This window comes from Sphaerisporangium sp. NPDC049003 (assembly GCF_043197795.1).
In the GTDB taxonomy this organism is placed as follows: Bacteria; Actinomycetota; Actinomycetes; order Streptosporangiales; family Streptosporangiaceae; genus Sphaerisporangium.
On the sequence record NZ_JBICTU010000024.1, the window covers coordinates 114,756 to 134,349 of the forward strand.

The window sequence follows — 19,594 nt, forward strand, 5'->3', positions numbered from 1 at the left end:
CTTGACGAAAGAACTGACCACCAGTGGCCCCATCGACCAGCAGCCAGAGTAGGCCGGGACGCGTGCTCCTGGCGCTCCTGGCACTCATCCTCGCCATGGGCGCGACGATGCTTCTTCAGAAGGCATTCGTCCCGAAGTTCGCACTCGATCTCGCCGGCGGGACCACGGTGACGCTGTCACCGGTCACGCAGAGCGGCGCGGCCCCCTCCCAGGAGAGCCTCGACCTGGCCGTCAACATCATCCGCGAGCGGGTGAACGGCACCGGCCTGGCCGACGCCGACGTCGCCAAGTCGGGCGACAACATCGTCATCTCCGTGGGCGGCGCGGGCACCGACGAGGTCGTCAAGACCGTCGGCACCACGGCCGAGCTGCGCTTCCGTCAAGTACTCGCGGTGGCCGCGGCCAACGCCGTGCCCGGCAAGCTGCCGACCGCGCCCGCGACGCCGGAGCCGTCCGGCAGCGGGAGCCCGGCGCCCACGGGCAAGAGCTCCTCGAAGCCGACGTCCTCGACCCAGCCGTCGTCGACCGCGAACCCCGCGCCGAGCGGCACGCCCGCCGGCCGGGCGCTGTCCTCGGCGCTGACCGCCCCCACGCCCGCGCCTTCGGCCTCGGGCGCCAAGGCGACGCCGAGCGGCAAGGCGACGCCGAGCGGCAAGGCGACGCCGAGCGGCAAGGCGACGCCGAGCGGCAAGGCGACGCCGAGCGGCAAGGCGACCCCCGAGCCGAGCTCGTCCGCGGCCTCGGGCCAGCCGAGCGCCGAGCCGACGGCCCCCTCCGCCGAGGACCCGCTGGCCGGTGCCGACCTCACCGGCGTCGACCCCGCCGTGGCCGAGCAGTTCAAGACCATCGACTGCACCAAGAAGGACCGCGGCCAGGGCGTCCAGGACGACCCCGAGAAGCAGATCGTGGCCTGCAGCGACGACGGCGCCGCCAAGTACGTCCTGGAGAAGGCCGCGGTGAAGGGCACCGAGGTCTCCGGCGCCACCTCGGGCGTCGACTCCACCACCGGCGAGTGGATCGTCTCCGTCAACTTCAAGAGCAAGGGCGCCAGCCAGTTCGCGCAGGTCACCGGGCAGATCACCAGCGCCCCGCAGCCGCGTAACCAGCTTGCCATGGTGCTCGACGGAGTGGTCATCTCCGCCCCGGTCATCGAGGAGCCCATCCCCGGTGGCCAGGCCCGCATCTCCGGCAGCTTCACGCAGAAGACCTCCACCGACCTGGCCAACCAGCTCAAGTACGGCGCGCTCCCGCTGAAGTTCCAGCAGAGCTCGATCGAGGAGGTCTCCTCCACGCTCGGCGCCGACCAGCTTCAGGGCGGCCTGCTCGCGGGCGGCATCGGCCTCATCCTGGTGGTCGTCTACTCGCTGCTGTACTACCGGGGTCTCGGGCTCGTCGCGGTGGCGAGCCTCGGGGTGGCGACGATCCTGACCTACCAGGCGGTGGTCCTGCTGGGTCACAACGCCAACTTCCGACTGTCGCTCCCGCACATCATCGGCCTGATCGTCTCGATCGGTATCACCGCCGACTCCTTCATCGTCTACTTCGAACGCATGCGTGACGAGATGAAGGAAGGCCGGCGCTCGCTCCGGGTGGCCGTCGAGGTGGCCTGGGTGCGTGCCCGCCGCACGATCCTGATCGCCGACGCGGTCATGTTCATCGCCGCCCTGGTGCTGTACTTCCTCGCCGTCGGCGGCGTGGCCGGGTTCGCCTTCGCCATGGGGCTCACCACCCTGATCGACATCCTGGTGGTGTTCCTGTTCACCAAGCCGTTCGTCGCGATGCTGGCCAAGCTGTCGTTCTTCGCCAAGGGCCACAAGCTGTCGGGCCTGGACGCCGAGCGCATGAGCCGCGAGCCGTCCGACGCCCGCACGACCGTTACGCAGGAGGGCTGATGTCGCGCATCGGCGTGATCGGGCGCCGTCTCTACCGCGGCGAGGTCGACATCGACTTCGTCGGGCGCTACAGGCTCTGGTACGGCCTGTCCGGGGTGCTTCTGCTGATCTCCGTCCTGGGCATGGTCGTCCAGGGCCTCAACCTGGGCGTGGAGTTCAAGGGCGGCTCGGTCTTCAGCTTCACCAAGCCGGCGTCGTCCACGATCCAGGACGTGCGGTCCACGGTCGAGGGCGCGGGCGTCCACCAGGTCATCGTCCAGGACACCCCCACCCGCTGGCGGGTGACCACCGAGAGCCTTCCGGTCAGCGAGGTCAGCCGGGTCCAGGGCGTCATCTCCCAGAAGTACGGCATTCCGGGCAACCAGGTCAGCAAGCAGATCATCGGGGCCACGTGGGGCGGTGAGGTCCTCAACAAGGCCGTCATCGGCCTGATCGTGTTCATGATCGCGATCATCCTCTACCTCACGCTGGCCTTCGAGTGGAAGATGGCGCTGGCCGCAGTGGTCGCGCTCATCCACGACCTGGTCATCACCGCGGGCGTCTACGCCTGGTCGGGGTTCGAGGTGACCCCGGCGACCATGCTGGGCTTCCTCACGATCCTCGGTTACTCGCTGTACGACGCGGTGGTCGTGTTCGACATGATCAAGGAGGTCACCGCCAAGCTCGGCACGACCTCCAAGATGACCTACACCCAGGCGGCCAACAACGCGCTGAACCACACGCTGATCCGGTCGCTGAACACCTCGCTGGTCGCGATCCTGCCGGTGGCGGCGATCCTGTTCATCGGCACCACGCTGTTCGGCGCGGGCACGCTGAAGGACCTGTCGCTGGCGCTGTTCGTCGGCATGATCGTCGGCACGTACTCCTCGCTGTGCGTGGCGACCCCGCTGCTCGTGCGCCTCAAGGAGCGCGAGCCGAGGTACCTGGCGATCGCCAAGCGGCTCTCCACCACCAAGGGCGGCTCGGCCGTCAAGGACGCCGTCCCCTCGGGCAAGAGCAAGGAGCCGGCGGCCGCGACCGCCACCTCCCCGGGCTCGTCCAACGGCGCGGTGGCCGCAAGCAAGCGTAAGAAGCGTTAGGCAGCGTTCCCCGCGACGCCCCCGTGATCTCACTGGTATCACGGGGGCGCTTCGCTGTCGCCTGGAAGGGACCCCCGAGATGACCGACCTGACCACGACGATCCTCAGCAGGATCAGGGACGTGCCCGGCTATCCCCAGCCCGGTGTCGTCTTCAAGGACATCACGCCGCTGCTCGGCGACCACGCCGCGTTCTCCGCCGTGATCGACGCGATCGCCGACGAACTGGACGTCGACAAGGTCGTCGGCATCGAGGCCCGGGGCTTCATCCTCGCCGCTCCGGTCGCCTGCAAGGCGGGCGCGGGATTTGTGCCTGTCCGTAAAAAGGGCAAACTCCCTGCCGAGACGCTCGAAGCGTCCTACGATCTGGAGTACGGCTCCGCCGTCATCGAGGTGCACCGCGACGCGTTCGCTCCGGGCGACCGCGTGCTCATCGTCGACGACGTGCTCGCCACGGGCGGCACCGCCCGGGCGGCGGTGGAGCTGGTCAGCCGTGCAGGCGCCGAGGTCGTGGGCGTTTCCGTGCTGATGGAGCTCGCCTTCCTCAAGGGCCGCGACCGTTTGGGCGACATCGACGTACGCGCTCTGGTGATCGTCTGATCGACTCCCGCGAGGTCGGTGCCCCCAGCGTGGATACACTGGAGAATCTGGACTCGACGTGAGGAGTCTGAGTGCCCCGTGATGTGGCCTTGCCCGAAGTGACCGACACCCCTGAGCCGGTTTCCGCGCCCGCGGACGAAACGGGTTTAGCCATGTCCGCAGGCACGGACGAGAAACCGGCGCCTGCCGTACGCCGCAGGCTTTCCCGGTTCGGGGGGCAATGGGGTGGCGCGATGAATCCGGTTCTGGAACCTCTGTTCAAGACGGTCCGGGCCACGCACCCCAAGGCCGATCTGCGCCTGATCGAGCGTGCCTACGACGTGGCCGCCTACCACCACCGCGACCAGAAGCGGAAGAGCGGTGATCCCTACATCACCCACCCGCTCGCGGTCGCGACGATCCTCGCCGAGCTCGGCACCGACGACGAGACCCTGTGCGCCGCACTCCTCCACGACACCGTGGAGGACACCGCGTACGGCCTCGACGAGCTGAGCGCCGACTTCGGCGAGAACATCGCGCTGCTCGTCGACGGCGTGACAAAGCTCGACAAGGTGAAGTTCGGCGACGCGGCCCAGGCCGAGACCGTCCGCAAGATGGTCGTCGCGATGTCCCGCGACATCCGGGTGCTGGTGATCAAGCTCGCCGACCGCCTCCACAACATGCGCACCCTCCGCTACCTCCCGAGGCACAAGCAGGAGCAGAAGGCCCGCGAGACGCTGGAGATCTTCGCTCCGCTGGCCCACCGGCTCGGCATGAACACCATCAAGTGGGAGCTGGAGGACCTGGCGTTCGGGATGCTCTATCCCAAGCGCTACGACGAGATCGCCCGCATGGTGTCCGAGCGGGCCCCGCGCCGCGACCTGTTCCTGCAGGAAGTGATCGAGAAGGTCTCCGCCGACCTGCGCGAGGCCAAGATCCGCGCGGCGGTCAAGGGCAGGCCCAAGCACTACTACTCGATCTACCAGAAGATGATCGCGCGCGAGGTCGCGTTCGACGACATCTACGACCTTGTGGGCATTCGCGTGCTGGTCGACACGGTGCGCGACTGCTATGCCGCGCTCGGAACGATCCACGCGCGATGGAACCCTGTGCCCGGCCGGTTCAAAGACTACATCGCGATGCCCAAGTTCAACATGTACCAGTCGCTGCACACGACGGTCATCGGGCCCGAGGGCAAGCCGGTGGAGCTGCAGATCCGCACGCGCGCGATGCACCACCGCGCCGAGTACGGCGTGGCGGCCCACTGGAAGTACAAGGAGGAGATGGGCGTCTCCGGGCCCGCGGGGGCCCGCATGAAGTCCGCCGGCGACATGGCCTGGCTCCGCCAGCTCCTCGACTGGCAGAAGGAGACCGCAGATCCGGGCGAGTTCCTGGAGTCACTGAGGTTCGACCTGTCGGTGTCCGAGGTGTTCGTCTTCACGCCGCGCGGCCAGGTGATCGCGCTGCCCGAGGGCGCCACCCCGGTCGACTTCGCCTACGCCGTGCACACCGAGGTCGGGCACCGGTGCATCGGCGCCCGGGTGAACGGCCGCCTGGTCCCGCTGGAGTCGCGCCTGAGCAACGGCGACGCGGTCGAGATCTTCACCTCCAAGTCGCCCGACGCCGGGCCGTCCCGCGACTGGCTGAAGTTCGTCAAGAGCGGCAGGGCGCGCAACAAGATCCGCCAGTGGTTCTCCAAGGAGCGCCGCGAGACGGCGATCGAGGCCGGTAAGGAGGCCATCGGCCGGGCGATGCGCAAGCAGGGGCTCCCGTTGCAGCGCCTGATGTCCGGAGAGAGCCTCCTGGCCCTCGCCAGGGACCTGCGCTACCCCGATGTCTCCGCGCTGTACGCGGCCGTCGGAGAGGGGCACACGGCCGCCCAGGCGGTCGTGCAGAAGCTCGTGCAGTCGCTCGGGGGGGTCGAGGGCGCCGAGGAGGACATCGCCGAGGCCGCCGTCCCCACCAAGCTGCGGGGCCGGCCGCGCACCGGCACCAACGCCGGCGTCATCGTGGCGGGCGACTCCGACGTCTGGGTACGGCTGTCGCGCTGCTGCACCCCGGTGCCCGGCGACGACATCGTGGGCTTCGTGACCCGGGGGCACGGCGTGTCGGTGCACCGCCTCAACTGCCCGAACATCGAGCAGCTGAGGTCGGAGCCCGACCGCCTGGTCGAGGTGAGCTGGTCGCCCAGTGACGACTCGGTGTTCCTGGTGGCCATCCAGGTGGAGGCGCTCGACCGCCCGCGCCTGCTGTCGGACGTGACGCGCATGCTGTCCGACCAGCACGTGAACATCCTGTCCGCCTCGGTCACCACGTCCCGTGACCGCACGGCGGTCAGCAAGTTCACGTTCGAGATGGGCGATCCCAAGCACCTGGGCCATGTGCTGAAGGCGGTGCGCAACATCCAGGGCGTCTACGACGTCTACCGCGTCACCAACTGATCGGCGATCAGACGCCGGTTCCCGGCCGTGGACGCACGCGCGCGGCCGGGATGCGGGGCTCGCCGCCCGATCGGCGTGGGAGCCCGCCTTCACAGGAGCAGCGGGGCAAGCCCCTCATAGGAGAAGCCGGCCCGGTCCTTCAAGTCCGGCCAGGTCCTTCACAGGAGAGACCCGGCCCGGTCCTTCGGAGGAGCGGGCCGGGCCGAGGTCTCCCGGGTGGCGGCGCGCCGGTCACCGCGACCGGCGCGCGAGGGCCGGTCCGCCGTCCCCGCACGGCGGAACCCGGGAGCGTACGCCGGTCAGGAGAACTCGGCGAGGGTGCGCTCAGCCTCCTCCAGCCACGAGCGGCGGGCGGAGATGGCCTCCTCGGCCTCCTTGACGTCCTTGTCCTTGCCGGCGGCCGTGGCCTTGGCCAGGCGGCCCTCCAGCTGCTCGATCGACCTGCGCAGCTGGTCGACGGTGTTCTGCGCGCGGGCGCGGGCCTCGGGGTTCGACCGCTTCCACTCGGTCTCCTCGGCCTTGCGCACGGCCTCGTCGATGCGCCGCAGGCCGCCCTCCAGCTTGTCCCTGGACTCGCGCGGCACCGCCCCGACCGACTCCCAGCGCTCCAGGACGGCGCGCAGGGCCGCCCGCGCGGCGCGGGCGTCGGTCACCGGCAGGATGCGCTCGGCGTCGGCGAGGATGCGCTCCTTGGCCTCGGCGTTCTCCCGCAGCGAGGCGTCACGCTCGGCGAACACCGCCGAACGGGCCTGGAAGAACAGATCCTGGGCCGCCTTGAAGCGGTTCCACAGGTCGTCCTCGGCCTCACGGGAGGCGCGGCCCGCGGTCTTCCAGCGCTGCATGAGCTCGCGGTAGGCCGACGCGGTCTCGCCCCAGTCGGTCGAACTGGCGAGCGCCTCGGCCTCGCTGACGATGCGCTCCTTGATGCTGCGCACCGACTCGCGCTGCTCGTCGAGCCCGGCGAAGTACGACTTGCGCCGCTTCGCGAAGGCCGTGCGGGCGGCGGAGAGCCGCTTCCACAGGGCCGCCTCGGTCACCCGGTCGATGCGCTCGGCGGCCTTCCACTCCTCGACGAGTTGGCGCAGCCGCTCGCCTCCGGACTTCCAGTGAGTGGTGTCCTCGGCGATGCGCTCGGCCTCGGCGACGATGCGTTCCTTGATCTCCCGGGACTGGGCGCGTGCGTGGTCCCGGGCGGCCTTCACCTCCTCGCGGCGCTTGCCGACCAGGTCGGTGAGCGCCTCCAGGCGGCCCTCCAGCCCCGCGAGGTCCCCGACGGCGTGCGCGTCGGTGATGGACTCGCGCAGCTTGACGATCGTCGCCTCGGCCTGGGCGGGTGGCAGGTCGGTGCCGCGGACCCGCTGTTCCAGCAGTTCCACCTGCGTGGCCAGCTCGTCGAACTTCCTGTGGAAGTAGGCGAGGGCCTCTTCCGGTTCACCGGCCTGCCAGGACCCGACGGCCCGTTCTCCCTCAGCCGTACGAACGTAGACGGTGCCGTCGTCGTCTACCCGGCCCCACGGGTCGGTGCTCACCGTGTCCTCCCGCACTCGAATCAGCCTCCAGGACGCTACGCGTCCTTGGTTGTATTACGTCAGCTCTTGCCAGAGATTGTCACGTGCTTGATTTCGACCGGGTCCTTGGGAGCACCCGAGCCGTCGCCCATCCCCCCGGGCAGGACGCCCTTCTTGCTCACATCGTCGAGGATTTTGAGCCCCTTTGTGACGGTACCGAACGGGGTGTAGTTCGGGGGGAGTTGGAGGTCACCGAAGATGATGAAGAATTGGCTACCGTTGGTGTTGGGCCCGCTGTTGGCCATGGCGACCACCCCGCGGGTGTACTTGGCGCCGGTCAGGTTCTCGTCGGCGAACCGGTAGCCCGGACCGCCCTGACCGTCGCCGGGGTTCTTGCCGTCGGCCTTGGCCAGCGGGTCGCCGCACTGCAGCATGGGGAAGCTCGCCGGCCCCATGCGGTGACACTTGGACCCGTCGAAGTACTTCTTCGAGGCGAGATAGGCGAAGGAGCTCACCGTACAGGGCGCCTTGTCGGTGTCCAGGCTCACGACGATGTCGCCATGGTTGGTCCCGATCGTCATCGTCTTCGCGGCCTTGTCGGCCTTCGCCGGGGGCACCCCCACGTTCTTCGCGGGAGCCCCGTTGATGTCGGCGACGAAGTCGCACGTGCCGGCCGCCGCGTCGTACGGCTTGGGCTGGGGTCCCGCGGACGGCGGGGCCGACGACGCCGCGGGCGAGTCCGAGGCCGTCGCAGCCGCGGTCTTGGAGTCGCCGCCGCTCATGACGGCGACGGCCGTGAAGATGCCGCTCACCACCACCAGCACGCCCAGGCTCGTGCCCAAGATCGCCACGCGCTTCGTGCGGGCCTGCCGCTCGGCGCGCCGCTGTATCTGCCGTTCGTAATGCTCTCGTGCCAGCTGCTTTTGACGGTCCTTGCCGGTCGCCACCGCTGTGCCCTCCCGACTGTCCGAGTTGATCCTGTTTGGTCGCCTCACTGGACGACCGCCACCTTTATGGAGTGGGCGAATCGTATCGGCCAACCGGCAATGGTTCGCAGCCCGGCGACCCGCACCGGTACCCTTCGGTTACATTCCCATCCGCTTTCCTTGACGAGATCGATCACACCGAGGACCGTTTCCGTGCTCATCGACGGCTTTCCCGCCGGCTCCTTCCAGGCCAACTGCTACGTCGTCGCTCCCGCCGCGGGCGAGGAGTGCGTGATCGTCGACCCAGGTCAGGACGCTGTCGCCGGCCTGGACGACATGCTTCGCGAGCATCGGCTGAAGCCGGTCGCCGTGCTGCTCACGCACGGTCATCTCGATCATGTGTGGTCGGTCGCGCCGGTCTGCGGAGCGCGCGACGTTCCGGCGTGGATCCACCCCGACGACCGCGAGCTGCTGACCGATCCCGGCAAGGGCCTGTCGCTCCTGGCCCGCCAGCAGCTCTTCGGCGGGCTCACGTTCAGCGAGCCCGACGACGTGCGCGAGCTGTCCGACGGGGCGGTGCTCGACATCGCGGGCATGGCCATCACCGTCGACCACGCGCCCGGGCATACCAGGGGGTCGGTGACGTTCAGGCTTCCCGGGGAGCGTGTGATGTTCTCGGGAGACCTGTTGTTCGCCGGCTCCATCGGCCGCAGCGATCTTCCGGGCGGCGACTACCAGACCATCCTGCGCAGCCTGGGCGAAGTCTGCCTGACGCTGCCGGACGACACGACGGTGCTGCCCGGTCACGGACCACACACGACGATCGGCCGCGAACGAGCCACGAACCCGTATCTTGCCGAGGCGGTGCCGTTCGCGGGCCCAACCAGGGGACTGTAATGAGCTTTCAGGCGCCCAAGGGCGTACCCGAATATTTCCCGCCGCGCTCCGCGACGTTCCTCGCGGTCCGCGCGGCGTTCTCCACCGCCGCGGCGAACGCCGGCTACTCGTACATCGAGGTTCCCGTCTTCGAGGTCACCGAGCTGTTCGCCCGGGGCGTCGGCGAGTCGACCGACGTGGTGACCAAGGAGATGTACACCTTCGCCGACCGGGGCGGCCGTTCGATCACGCTGCGGCCCGAGTTCACCGCCGGGGTCATGCGCTCGACGCTGGAGCACGGCCTGCACAACGGCCAGCTGCCGGTCAAGCTGTGGACCACGGGCCCGGCGTTCCGCTACGAGCGCCCGCAGGCGGGCCGCTACCGCCAGCTCCAGCAGTTCAACGTGGAGGCCATCGGCACCGAGGACCCCGCGGTCGACGCCGAGACCATCGCGATCGCCTGGTCGGGCTACCAGGCACTCGGGCTGACGCGGGTGCGCCTGCTGCTGAACACGCTCGGCTGCAAGCAGTGCCGCCCCGCCTACCGCGCCGCCCTCCAGGACTACCTGCGTGGGCTCGACCTCGACGAGGCCACCCGGGCGCGCATCGAGATCAACCCCCTGCGGGTGCTCGACGACAAGCGCCCCGAGGTGCAGGCCCAGGTCGAGAGCGCCCCGCTGATCACCGACCACCTGTGCGCGTCCTGCAAGGCCCACCACGACCGGGTCCGCTCGCTGCTCGATGATCTCGGCGTGCCGTGGGAGGACTCCCCCCGGCTCGTGCGCGGCCTCGACTACTACACCCGCACCACCTACGAGTTCGACCACCCGCTGCTCGGGGCCCAGTCGGGCATCGGCGGAGGCGGCCGGTACGACGGGCTGTCGGAGGACATCGGCGGCCCGCCGCTGCCCGGCATCGGGTTCGCCGTGGGCGTCGACCGCATCATCCTGGCCGTCGAGGCCGAGGATCTGGCCAGGGAGGCCCCCGCCCGCGTCGCCGTGTACGGCGTGCCGCTCGGCGAGGAGGCCGCCAGGCGCGTGTTCGGGCTCGTCCATGAGCTGCGCATGGCGGGCGTCGCCGCCGACATGGCCTTCGACGGCAAGGGGCTCAAGGGCGCCATGAAGGGCGCCGACCGTTCCGGGGCCACGTACGCGGTGATCCTCGGCGAGCGGGACATCGCCGCCGGGGCCGCCCAGGTGAAGCACCTGGCGAGCGGCGACCAGACCGCCGTGCCGCTCGCCGAGATCGTCACGACGCTGAAAGAGAAGCTGACCAATTGACCTCCACCCGCTCGTGATCAACGAACCATGCGGCCTCGTGCCGCCCTTTCCCCCCTGCCTGAAGGCGGGGCTTGCCACGCTCAAGGAGTTTCGATGATCCGCACGCACACCGCCGGATCGCTGCGCAAGGAGCACGCCGGCCAGCAGGTGACGCTGGCCGGGTGGGTGGCACGCCGCCGTGACCACGGCGGCGTGGTCTTCATCGACCTGCGCGACGCGTCCGGTTCCGCGCAGGTGGTCTTCCGCGAGGAGGACCACGCGCACGACCTCCGCTCGGAGTACTGCGTCAGGATCGCCGGAGAGGTCCGCACCCGTCCCGAGGGCAACGAGAACTCCGATCTGCCGACGGGCGAGATCGAGGTCGTCGCCTCGGAGGTCGAGGTGCTGAGCGAGTCCGCCCCGCTGCCGTTCCCCATCGAGGGCGGCGGGGGCGTCTCCGAGGAGGCGCGGCTGAAGTACCGCTACCTCGACATGCGACGCCAGCAGGTCGCCCAGGCCCTGCGTGTCCGCTCCACCGCCACCTATCTCGCCCACGAGGTCATGCGCGAGCACGGCTTCGTGTACGTCGAGACGCCCGACCTCACCCGGTCGACCCCCGAGGGCGCCCGTGACTTCCTGGTGCCCGTGCGGCTCCAGCCGGGCAACTGGTACGCGCTGCCGCAGTCCCCCCAGCTGTTCAAGCAGCTCCTCATGGTGGGCGGCCTGGAGCGCTACTACCAGCTGGCGCGCTGCTTCCGCGACGAGGACCTCCGCGCCGACCGGCAGCCGGAGTTCACCCAGATCGACGTTGAGATGTCCTTCGTCGACGAGGACGACGTCATCGCCCTCGGCGAGGCGCTGATCGGCCGCATCTGGAAGGAGACGGTGGGGTACGAGGTGCCCACGCCGCTTCCCCGCCTGAGCTACCGGGAGGCGATGGCCCGCTTCGGGTCCGACAAGCCCGACCTGCGCTTCGGCTGCGAGCTGACCGAGCTGACCGAGTACTTCGCCGGCACCACGTTCCGCGTCTTCCAGGCGCCCTACGTCGGGGCGGTCGTCATGCCGGGCGGCGCCTCCCAGACGCGTAAGGAGCTGGACGCCTGGCAGGACTGGGCCAAGTCCCGCGGCGCCAGGGGCCTCGCGTACGTCCTGGTCCTTCCGGGCGGCGAGCTGGGGGGCCCGGTGGCCAAGAACCTCTCCGAGAAGGAGCGCGCCGGGCTCGCCGCCGCGACCGGCGCCTCCGAGGGCGACGCGATCTTCTTCGCCGCCGGCGCGCCGTCCGCCTCGCGCGACCTGCTCGGCGCCGCGCGCCTGGAGATCGGCCGCCGCTGCGGACTGATCGACGAGTCCCAGTGGAGCTTCCTCTGGGTGGTCGACGCGCCGATGTTCGAGCCGGTGCTCGACGAGGTGGGCCGCCAGACGGGCTGGACGGCCGTACACCACCCGTTCACGGGCCCGAAGCCCGAGTGGGCCGACAACTTCCAGGACCACCCTGGCGAGGCTCTGGCGTACGCCTACGACATGGTCTGCAACGGCATGGAGATCGGCGGCGGCTCGATCCGTATCCACCGGGCCGAGATGCAGCAGCGGGTCTTCGAGGTGCTCGGCATCTCCAAGGAGGAGGCCGAGAGCAAGTTCGGGTTCCTGCTGGAGGCGTTCAAGTACGGCCCGCCGCCGCACGGAGGCATCGCCTACGGCTGGGACCGCATCTGCATGCTGCTGGCGGGCGGCGAGTCGATCCGTGACGTGATCGCCTTCCCGAAGACCGCCTCCGGCTTCGACCCGTTGACGGCCGCCCCGACGCCGATCACGCCCGAGCAGCGTAAGGAGGCCGGCGTCGACGCGAGCCGCGCCCCCAAGGCCGCCGCCGCGCCGAGGGCCGCGGACGCCTGACGGTCCACGAGAAGAGCCCCGGCGCGTCGCGCCGGGGCTCTTCCGCGAAAGGACCTGATCCTCAGCGGGAGATCTTCATGTCCTTGATGATCACCGGCAGCTTGGGAGCGTTGGAGCCCTCGCCGCGGACGTCGGCCATCGGGTCGCCGTTGAACGGGATGATGCCGCCCTTGGCGATCTTGTCGATGACGTCCATGCCCTTGACCACCACGCCGAACGGGGTGAAGGCGGCGCCGGAGGCGGCCAACTGGGTGTTCTCGTCCGAGAAGGAGATCCAGAACTGGCTGCCGTTGGAGTTGGCGTCCTCCGATGCCTGCGACATGGCGACCGTGCCCCTTCCGAGGCCGATGCCGCCGAGGTTCTCGTCGTCGAAGAGGTACCCCGGACCACCTGAGCCGTCGTCCTTGGTCTTGCCGTCGCCCTTGGCCAGCGGGTCGCCGCACTGCAGCATCCCGAGGCCCGTGGTCTCCGGCGTCGCCAGGCGGTGACAGCGCGTGTTGTCGAAGAAGTTCTTCTTCGCGAGGAACTCGAAGGAGTTCACCGTGCACGGCGCCTGGGCGGTGGCGAGCTGGATCACGATCGTGCCCTGGTTGGTGACGATCGTCATCGTCTTGGCCTTCAGGTCCGGCTTCGACGGCGGCATGCCCACCTTCTTGGCCGGTGCCCCGGTGTCGTCCTTGCGGTAAGAGCAGGTCCCGGCGGCCGGGTCGGCCGTCGTGCTGGGCAGCGCCGCCGGAGCGGAGGCCCCGCCCGAGGCGGAGACGGAGGCCGAGGGGGTCGAGGTGGCGGCCGCGCCGGTCTTGGCATCGTCCTTGCCGCCCATGAGGGTCGTCGCGGCGACGATCCCGCCCACCACGACCACGACCCCCACCCCGGCGCCGATGATCGTGTTCCGCTTGGACGTGCCGCCGCGGCCGGTGTTCTTGTCCCGCTGTTGCTGCCGCTCGCGGTGCTCCCGTGCCAGCTGGGTCTGGCGATCCACGTCGGTCACGGTATGCCTTCCATTTGCCGATTGATGACTTTATGCGCTCGGGAATCGTACCGGCCTTTACGTTGAGCCCGTATAAAACGCCCAGGTTGCGGGGTAGTGAAGATCACCCTTTGCCTACCTGCAGGCATGCTTGCTGTGGGGAATGTTGTCCTGGGGAATTTCTTACGGTGACTTGACGCCGTCACGGACATCATCGAGTCACGCGGGCGAAAGGGGGTCGCCCGTGTGATCCGGAGCGGCCCGGGGGAACCCGGGGGCCGCGGGATCCGTATAGGGGACGACGAGCCACTTCACAGGAGCCAAGACATGTTCGATGAGATCCTCGGTCTGCCCGCCCACCCCCTGATCATCCACACCGCCGTGATCTTCATCCCACTGCTGGCTCTGGGCTCCGTGGTGTACGGGCTGGTCCCGCGTGTGCGCCCGTCCCTGTCCTGGGCGATGGTCCTGCTGGCCGTCGCGGCCCCGGTGTCCGCGTTCGCCGCCAAGGAGAGCGGCGAGGCGTTCAAGGCCGGAAGGTTCGCGGGCGGGCTGCCCGAGGGGGCGCTCGGCCGGCGGATCAACGACCACGAGAGCTACGCCGGCCCGCTGCTTCTGAGCGTCATAGGCCTCGGCGTCGCCGCGCTCCTGCTCGTCTACTCCTCCCTCAAGCTCGGGAAAGTGACCACCGGGGTCCTGTCAGCCGTCACCGTGGTGCTCGCCCTGGTCGCCGGCTACTACGTCCTCATGGCCGGTCACACGGGGGCGACCGCGGTCTGGGCCGGATAGCCGGGCCGCCCGCGGCCGGGAACCTCATCGGCCCGGGCGCGGTAGTACCGGCATGAGACGCGCGACGATCGTGATGGCGTGCCTGCTGGCGGGGGCCTGCGCCTCGCCCGCGGCCTCCGGAGAACCCAAGGCCCCCGGCGCCTCCGCGGCGCCCGCCCGGCCCGCGACCTCGGCGAGCGTGGCGCCGGGAGGAACCCCGCGGGCCCAGGGCGGGTGCGGGGACACCCCGGTCCAGTCGGGCGGCCCACCCGCCTGGGCGGCCGAGAACGCCCCGGGAACCCGCTTCGTCCTCGGCCGTGAGGGCGACGCGCTCGGCTACCTGTTCGCCGACCCGCTGCGCGCGGGCACGCCGACCAGCCCGTCCAACAAGATCCTCTGGTACGTACGGCTGCCGCGCGACTCCCAGGACCTGCGCGTCGTCGCCCATCCACGTGGCGCCGAGCGGCCCGTCGTACGCGCCGCCTTCCCCAGCGACTCGGGTCCCGGCGAGATCTATCCCAGCGTGACCGACGTGCCCGAACCCGGTTGCTGGACCTTCGAGCTCACCTGGGGCGCCCACCACGACACCGTCGACCTGCTCTATCGGCGGTAGTGTCAACGCGTGGAGAGTTTGTTCGATTCGGCGGCGGAGGAAGCCCACAGGAGCCAGGAGCCGCTCGCCGTCCGCATGCGGCCCCGCACTCTCGACGAGGTCGTCGGCCAGCGCCACCTGCTCGGCCAGGGCACGCCCCTGCGCCGGCTGGTCGAGAGCGAGGCCCCCATGTCGCTGTTCCTGTGGGGCCCTCCGGGCACCGGCAAGACCACGCTCGCCTACGTCGTCGCGGGCGTGACCAAACGGCGGTTCGTCGAGGTGTCGGCGGTCTCCGCGGGGGTCAAGGAGGTCCGCGCCGCCATCGACCAGGCCAAGCGCGAGCTCGGCATGACCGGGCGCCAGACCGTCCTGTTCGTCGACGAGGTCCACCGCTTCAACAAGGCCCAGCAGGACGCCCTGCTGCCCGCCGTGGAGAACCGCTGGGTGACCTTCATCGGTGCCACCACCGAGAATCCCTACTTCTCGGTGATCTCACCGCTGCTGTCGCGGTCGCTGCTGCTCACGCTGGAGTCGCTCTCGGAGGCCGACGTCCGCTCCGTCCTCGACCGCGCCGCAGGCGACCCGCGCGGCCTGGACGGCAGGGTGCGGCTCGCGCCCGAGGCGATGGACCACCTGGTCCGCCTGGCCGGGGGAGACGCCCGCCGCTCGCTGACCTACCTGGAGGCGGCGGCGCTGCTGGTCCCCGACGGCGAGGTCACCGTCGAGACCGTCGAGAAGGCGGTCGACAAGGCCGCGGTGCGCTACGACAGGCAGGGCGACCAGCACTACGACGTCATCAGCGCGTTCATCAAGAGCATGCGCGGCTCCGACGTGGACGCCGCGCTGCACTATCTCGCCCGCATGATCGAGGCGGGGGAGGACCCCCGGTTCCTCGCGCGCCGCGTCATGATCTTCGCCTCCGAGGACGTCGGCATGGCCGATCCGACCTGCCTGCAGGTCGCGGTGGCCGCCGCCCAGGCCGTGCAGATGATCGGCCTGCCCGAGGGCCGCCTCAACCTCGCCCAGGCGGTCATCCACTGCGCGCTGGCCCCGAAGTCCAACGCCGTGATCAAGGCGATCGGCGCCGCCTCGGACGACGTGCGGCGCGGCCTGATCGGGCAGGTGCCCGGCCACCTGCGCGACGCCCACTACCCCGGCGCGGCCAAGCTGGGCCACGGCAAGGGCTACCAGTACCCCCACGACTTCGAGCACGGCCTGGTGAAGCAGGACTACGCGCCCGAGGAGGTCCGCGGGCGCCGCTACTACGAGCCCACCCGTCACGGCGGCGAGGCGCATTTCGCCGACCGATGGGCGAAGATCCGGGAGTTCCTGCGCGGCCGGCCGTGACCGCCGCCCGTCCACAGGCGTGGCGTGCTGAGCGACGGCGCGGAGCACGGGCGCGATAGGGTCTCTGCATTCCAACGCCCCAGCCGGGCCGCACATCCGTAGGTCACCTACGAGGGGACGCATCGACATGCTTACCGCCGGAGAGGTCGCCGGCCTCGTCGTCGCAATGTTCTGGGCGATACTGGTCTGCTTTCTTGCAGTGGTGCTGGTGAGGCTCGCCCGGTTGCTCACCGAGACCACCAAGATGGTCGCCGACCTGAGCGAGCGGGTCGTCCCGCTGCTCGACGAGGTCAGCCTCACGGTCGCCGAGACCAACCGGCAGCTGGTCACGGTCGAGGCCATCGCGGGCAACATGAAGGAGGTCAGCGGCCACATGGTGAAGGTCACCGGCGTCGCCTCGACGCTGTTCGCCAAGCCGCTGATCAAGGCCTCGGCGCTGCTCCACGGCCTGCGCGGCGCCGCCGCCAGGCGCCGCGGGCTCACCTCGGGCCCCTCGGGCGAGAGGCGGCGCCAGTCGTGACCAGGCGGCTCTTCTACATGGCCCTGGGCGCGTATCTCGCGGTCTGGGTGATGCGTAAGCTGCAAGCGTTGAAGCCCGACCACGTCGCGCGCCGCGCCGCCGACCGGGCCATGGGTCTGGCCGCCGAGGCGCGCCTGTTCGCCGACGAGGTCAGGCGCCTGTCCGCCGGGCGGGAAACCGAGTTGCGAGAGCGATTCGGGCTCGACAGTGTAAGAGAAATCCACCACCACCACGTAAAGGACGGCCGCTGAGATGGAGTCGGCAGAGATCGCCCGCCGCTTCCTGCGCTTCTTCGAGGAGCGCGGGCACACTGTCGTCCCCTCGGCCAGCCTTGTCGCCGAGGACCCGACGCTGCTGCTGGTCAACGCGGGAATGGTGCCCTTCAAGCCCTACTTCCTCGGCCAGAAGAAGCCGCCGTACCCCCGCGCGGCCAGCGCCCAGAAGGTCATCCGCACCCTCGACATCGACGAGGTCGGCAAGACCACGCGGCACGCCAGCTTCTTCCAGATGCTCGGCAACTTCTCCTTCGGCGACTACTTCAAGGAGCAGGCCCTTCCGTACGCGTGGGAGCTGCTGACCAAGCCCGAGTCCGAGGGCGGGTTCGGCTTCCCCGAGGAGCGCCTCTGGGTCACCGTCTACCACGACGACGACGAGGCCCATGCCATCTGGCACGACAAGGTGGGCATCCCGGTCGAGCGCATCCAGCGCCGCGGGCTCGCCGACAACTACTGGCACATGGGCGTGCCGGGCCCGGGCGGCCCGTGCTCCGAGATCTACTACGACCGCGGCCCCGAGTACGGCAGGGAAGGCGGCCCCGTCGCCGACGAGAACCGCTACCTGGAGGTCTGGAACAACGTCTTCATGCAGTTCCAGCTCAGCGCGGTGCGCAGCAAGGTGGACTTCGACATCTCGGGTGAGCTGCCCGCCAAGAGCGTCGACACCGGCATGGGTCTGGAGCGCATGGCGGCGATCCTGCAAGGCGTCGACAACATCTACGAGATCGACACCACCTACAAGATCCTCGACAGGGCGGCCGAGCTCACCAAGTCCCGCTACGGCAGGAACGACCGGTCCGACGTCTCGCTGCGGGTCGTCGCCGACCACCTGCGCGCCGGCGTCATGCTGGTGGGCGACGGCGTGCTGCCATCCAACGAGGGCCGGGGTTACGTGCTGCGCCGCATGCTGCGCCGCGCGATCCGCAACCTGCGCCTGCTCGGCGCGGGCGAGGAGCGCTACATGCACGAGCTGGCCGCGACCACCATCGAGGCGATGGGCGACCAGTATCCCGACCTCAAGGCCGACGCCGCCCACATCCACACGGTGATCGACGCCGAGGAGGTCTCCTTCCTCGGCACCCTGCGCACCGGCACCGCGATCTTCGACGCGGCCGTGGAGGAGACCAAGCGCAAGGGCGTCCCGACCCTCGCGGGCAACCAGGCCTTCCAGCTCCACGACACCTACGGCTTCCCGATCGACCTGACGCTGGAGATGGCGGCCGAGCAGGGCCTCCAGGTCGACGAAGAGGGCTTCCGCCGCCTGATGAACGAGCAGCGCGACCGCGCCAAGGCCGACTCGGCGGCGAAGAAGACCGGCAACGCCGACATCTCGGTCCTCGGCGCCATGCTCGACAGGGCGGGCAAGGTCGACTTCCTCGGCTACGACAACACCACCGCCGAGGCGAACGTCGTCGGCGTGCTCGTCGACGGGGCCTCGGTCCAGGCGGCCGGAGCGGGCACCACCGTCGAGGTCGTCCTCGACCGCACCCCGTTCTACGCCGAGGGCGGCGGCCAGCTCTCCGACCAGGGCGTCATCCGCACGGGCGGCGCGCAGGTCGACATCGTGGACGTCCAGTCCCCGTTCGCGGGCCTGGTGGTTCACCGAGGCAAGGTCCGCGACGGCGAGCTTCGCGTGGGCGACCAGGCCCTGGCCGAGATCGACATCGAGCGCCGCCGCGCGATCTCGCGCAGCCACACCGCGACCCACCTGGTCCACCGGGGCTTCCGCAACGCGCTCGGCGAGGGCGCGGCCCAGGCCGGCTCCGAGAACTCCCCGGGTCGCTTCCGCTTCGACTTCACCGCGGCCGGAGCCGTCCCGCCGACCGTCCTGCGTGACGTCGAGGACGAGGTCAACGCCATCCTCATCAACGACCTCAAGGTCAACGCCTACCACACCTCCCTCAGCGAGGCCCGTTCGATGGGCGCCCTGGCGCTCTTCGGCGAGAAGTACGGCGACGAGGTCCGCATCGTCGAGGTCGGCGACTACTCCCGCGAGCTGTGCGGCGGCACCCACGTCGCCAGCTCGGGCCAGCTCGGCCTGGTGAAGGTGCTCGGCGAGGCGTCGATCGGCGCGGGAGTGCGCCGCGTCGAGGCCCTGGTCGGCATCGACGCCTTCCGCTTCCTCGCCCGTGAGAGCGTGCTGGTCGCCCAGCTCAGCGAGCAGCTCAAGGCGCGCCGCGAGGAGCTGCCCGAGCGGGTCGAGGGCATCGTCACCCGCCTGCGCACGGCCGAGCGCGAGCTTGAGAGGCTCCGCTCGGCCCAGGTGCTCGCCGCGGCCGGCGAGCTCGCCGCCTCCGCCCGTGACATCAACGGCGTTTCGGTCGTCACCCACCGCGCGCCTGACGGCACTTCCCCCGATGACCTGCGTAAACTCGCTCTCGACGTGCGCGGCCGGTTCCCCGGTGACCGCGCTGCGATGATCGTGATCGCCGGTGTGCCCGCAGACCGTCCGGTCGTGGTCGCCGCTGTGAACGATGCGGGGCGCACCCGGGGTCTCAAGGCCGGGCGACTGGTCGGCGTCGCCGCCAAGGCACTTGGGGGTGGCGGTGGCGGTAAGGATGATGTCGCGCAGGGTGGTGGAGCCCGTCCGGAGGCGATCGGCGACGCGCTCGGCGCCGTCGAGCACGCGATCCGGGAGACGCTGTCCTGATCGTGGAGATCTGGCGCGCGC

General features: G+C 70.0%; 16 protein-coding genes. 13 read left to right on the forward strand and 3 right to left on the reverse strand.

The annotated features are described in order from the left end of the window. The first annotated feature begins 62 nt into the window (after positions 1-62). From secD to ACGFIV_RS25785, 4 genes are all read left to right on the forward strand, one after another. Positions 63-1,892, forward strand: coding sequence for a protein translocase subunit SecD (gene secD / locus ACGFIV_RS25770; protein WP_392838013.1), 1,830 nt, complete (start codon positions 63-65; stop codon positions 1,890-1,892). After that, complete coding sequence (gene secF, locus ACGFIV_RS25775; protein ID WP_392838014.1) at positions 1,892-2,971, forward strand: protein translocase subunit SecF; 1,080 nt, start codon at positions 1,892-1,894, stop codon at positions 2,969-2,971. The genes secD and secF overlap by 1 nt, the downstream gene beginning before the upstream one ends. Positions 2,972-3,050: 79 nt before the next feature. Then, on the forward strand, positions 3,051-3,569 hold the full coding sequence (locus ACGFIV_RS25780; RefSeq protein ID WP_358558578.1) for an adenine phosphoribosyltransferase: 519 nt from the start codon (positions 3,051-3,053) through the stop codon (positions 3,567-3,569). Positions 3,570-3,802: 233 nt separating this feature from the next. Further along, a complete protein-coding gene (locus ACGFIV_RS25785) occupies positions 3,803-5,989 on the forward strand; it encodes a bifunctional (p)ppGpp synthetase/guanosine-3',5'-bis(diphosphate) 3'-pyrophosphohydrolase (protein WP_358558580.1) in 2,187 nt (728 codons plus the stop codon). Positions 5,990-6,288: 299 nt separating this feature from the next. Here the strand turns inward: ACGFIV_RS25785 and ACGFIV_RS25790 are convergent, their stop codons facing one another. Continuing rightward, positions 6,289-7,518, reverse strand: a complete 1,230-nt coding sequence (locus ACGFIV_RS25790) for a DUF349 domain-containing protein (protein WP_392838015.1) — start codon at positions 7,516-7,518, stop codon at positions 6,289-6,291. Between the two features lie 59 nt (positions 7,519-7,577). Beyond that, on the reverse strand, positions 7,578-8,444 hold the full coding sequence (locus ACGFIV_RS25795) for a peptidylprolyl isomerase (protein ID WP_358559615.1): 867 nt from the start codon (positions 8,442-8,444) through the stop codon (positions 7,578-7,580). Positions 8,445-8,636: 192 nt separating this feature from the next. Here ACGFIV_RS25795 and ACGFIV_RS25800 point away from each other — a divergent pair, with 192 nt between their 5' ends. The 3 genes from ACGFIV_RS25800 to aspS all read left to right on the forward strand — a co-directional run bounded on the left by ACGFIV_RS25800 (position 8,637) and on the right by aspS (position 12,451). Then, the gene (locus tag ACGFIV_RS25800) at positions 8,637-9,320 is read left to right on the forward strand and encodes an MBL fold metallo-hydrolase (protein WP_358559613.1); all 684 of its coding nucleotides are present in this window, start codon (positions 8,637-8,639) and stop codon (positions 9,318-9,320) included. Beyond that, the gene (gene hisS / locus ACGFIV_RS25805; RefSeq protein WP_358559611.1) at positions 9,320-10,579 is read left to right on the forward strand and encodes a histidine--tRNA ligase; all 1,260 of its coding nucleotides are present in this window, start codon (positions 9,320-9,322) and stop codon (positions 10,577-10,579) included. The genes ACGFIV_RS25800 and hisS overlap by 1 nt, the downstream gene beginning before the upstream one ends. A 93-nt stretch (positions 10,580-10,672) precedes the next feature. Next, positions 10,673-12,451: an aspartate--tRNA ligase gene (aspS, locus tag ACGFIV_RS25810; protein ID WP_358559609.1), complete on the forward strand. Its 1,779-nt coding sequence runs from the start codon at positions 10,673-10,675 to the stop codon at positions 12,449-12,451. Between the two features lie 61 nt (positions 12,452-12,512). Here aspS and ACGFIV_RS25815 read toward each other — a convergent pair whose 3' ends face one another. Continuing rightward, positions 12,513-13,442: a peptidylprolyl isomerase gene (locus tag ACGFIV_RS25815; RefSeq protein WP_392838016.1), complete on the reverse strand. Its 930-nt coding sequence runs from the start codon at positions 13,440-13,442 to the stop codon at positions 12,513-12,515. 306 nt (positions 13,443-13,748) lie between these two features. Here ACGFIV_RS25815 and ACGFIV_RS25820 point away from each other — a divergent pair, with 306 nt between their 5' ends. From ACGFIV_RS25820 to alaS, 6 genes are all read left to right on the forward strand, one after another. Beyond that, the gene (locus ACGFIV_RS25820) at positions 13,749-14,210 is read left to right on the forward strand and encodes a hypothetical protein (RefSeq protein ID WP_358559605.1); all 462 of its coding nucleotides are present in this window, start codon (positions 13,749-13,751) and stop codon (positions 14,208-14,210) included. A gap of 52 nt (positions 14,211-14,262) precedes the next feature. Next, positions 14,263-14,802, forward strand: a complete 540-nt coding sequence (locus ACGFIV_RS25825; RefSeq protein ID WP_392838017.1) for a hypothetical protein — start codon at positions 14,263-14,265, stop codon at positions 14,800-14,802. Between the two features lie 9 nt (positions 14,803-14,811). Continuing rightward, positions 14,812-16,128, forward strand: coding sequence for a replication-associated recombination protein A (locus tag ACGFIV_RS25830; RefSeq protein WP_392838018.1), 1,317 nt, complete (start codon positions 14,812-14,814; stop codon positions 16,126-16,128). Positions 16,129-16,255: 127 nt separating this feature from the next. Further along, positions 16,256-16,648, forward strand: a complete 393-nt coding sequence (locus tag ACGFIV_RS25835) for a DUF948 domain-containing protein (protein WP_358559599.1) — start codon at positions 16,256-16,258, stop codon at positions 16,646-16,648. After that, positions 16,645-16,899 (forward strand): DUF6167 family protein, encoded by a 255-nt coding sequence (locus ACGFIV_RS25840; protein ID WP_358559597.1) that lies wholly within the window; start codon positions 16,645-16,647, stop codon positions 16,897-16,899. The genes ACGFIV_RS25835 and ACGFIV_RS25840 overlap by 4 nt, the downstream gene beginning before the upstream one ends. 1 nt (position 16,900) lies before the next feature. Further along, positions 16,901-19,573 (forward strand): alanine--tRNA ligase, encoded by a 2,673-nt coding sequence (alaS, locus tag ACGFIV_RS25845; protein WP_392838019.1) that lies wholly within the window; start codon positions 16,901-16,903, stop codon positions 19,571-19,573. Positions 19,574-19,594: the final 21 nt, after the last annotated feature.

Excerpts from the sequence above, each read along its gene's own strand:
- aspS (WP_358559609.1), top strand. The coding sequence starts at position 10,673 with ATGATCCGCACGCACACCGCCGGATCGCTGCGCAAGGAGCACGCCGGC.
- alaS (WP_392838019.1), top strand. The coding sequence starts at position 16,901 with ATGGAGTCGGCAGAGATCGCCCGCCGCTTCCTGCGCTTCTTCGAGGAG.
- hisS (WP_358559611.1), top strand. The coding sequence starts at position 9,320 with ATGAGCTTTCAGGCGCCCAAGGGCGTACCCGAATATTTCCCGCCGCGC.
- ACGFIV_RS25835 (WP_358559599.1), top strand. The coding sequence starts at position 16,256 with ATGCTTACCGCCGGAGAGGTCGCCGGCCTCGTCGTCGCAATGTTCTGG.
- ACGFIV_RS25785 (WP_358558580.1), top strand. The coding sequence starts at position 3,803 with ATGAATCCGGTTCTGGAACCTCTGTTCAAGACGGTCCGGGCCACGCAC.
- ACGFIV_RS25820 (WP_358559605.1), top strand. The coding sequence starts at position 13,749 with ATGTTCGATGAGATCCTCGGTCTGCCCGCCCACCCCCTGATCATCCAC.
- ACGFIV_RS25825 (WP_392838017.1), top strand. The coding sequence starts at position 14,263 with ATGAGACGCGCGACGATCGTGATGGCGTGCCTGCTGGCGGGGGCCTGC.
- secF (WP_392838014.1), top strand. The coding sequence starts at position 1,892 with ATGTCGCGCATCGGCGTGATCGGGCGCCGTCTCTACCGCGGCGAGGTC.
- ACGFIV_RS25780 (WP_358558578.1), top strand. The coding sequence starts at position 3,051 with ATGACCGACCTGACCACGACGATCCTCAGCAGGATCAGGGACGTGCCC.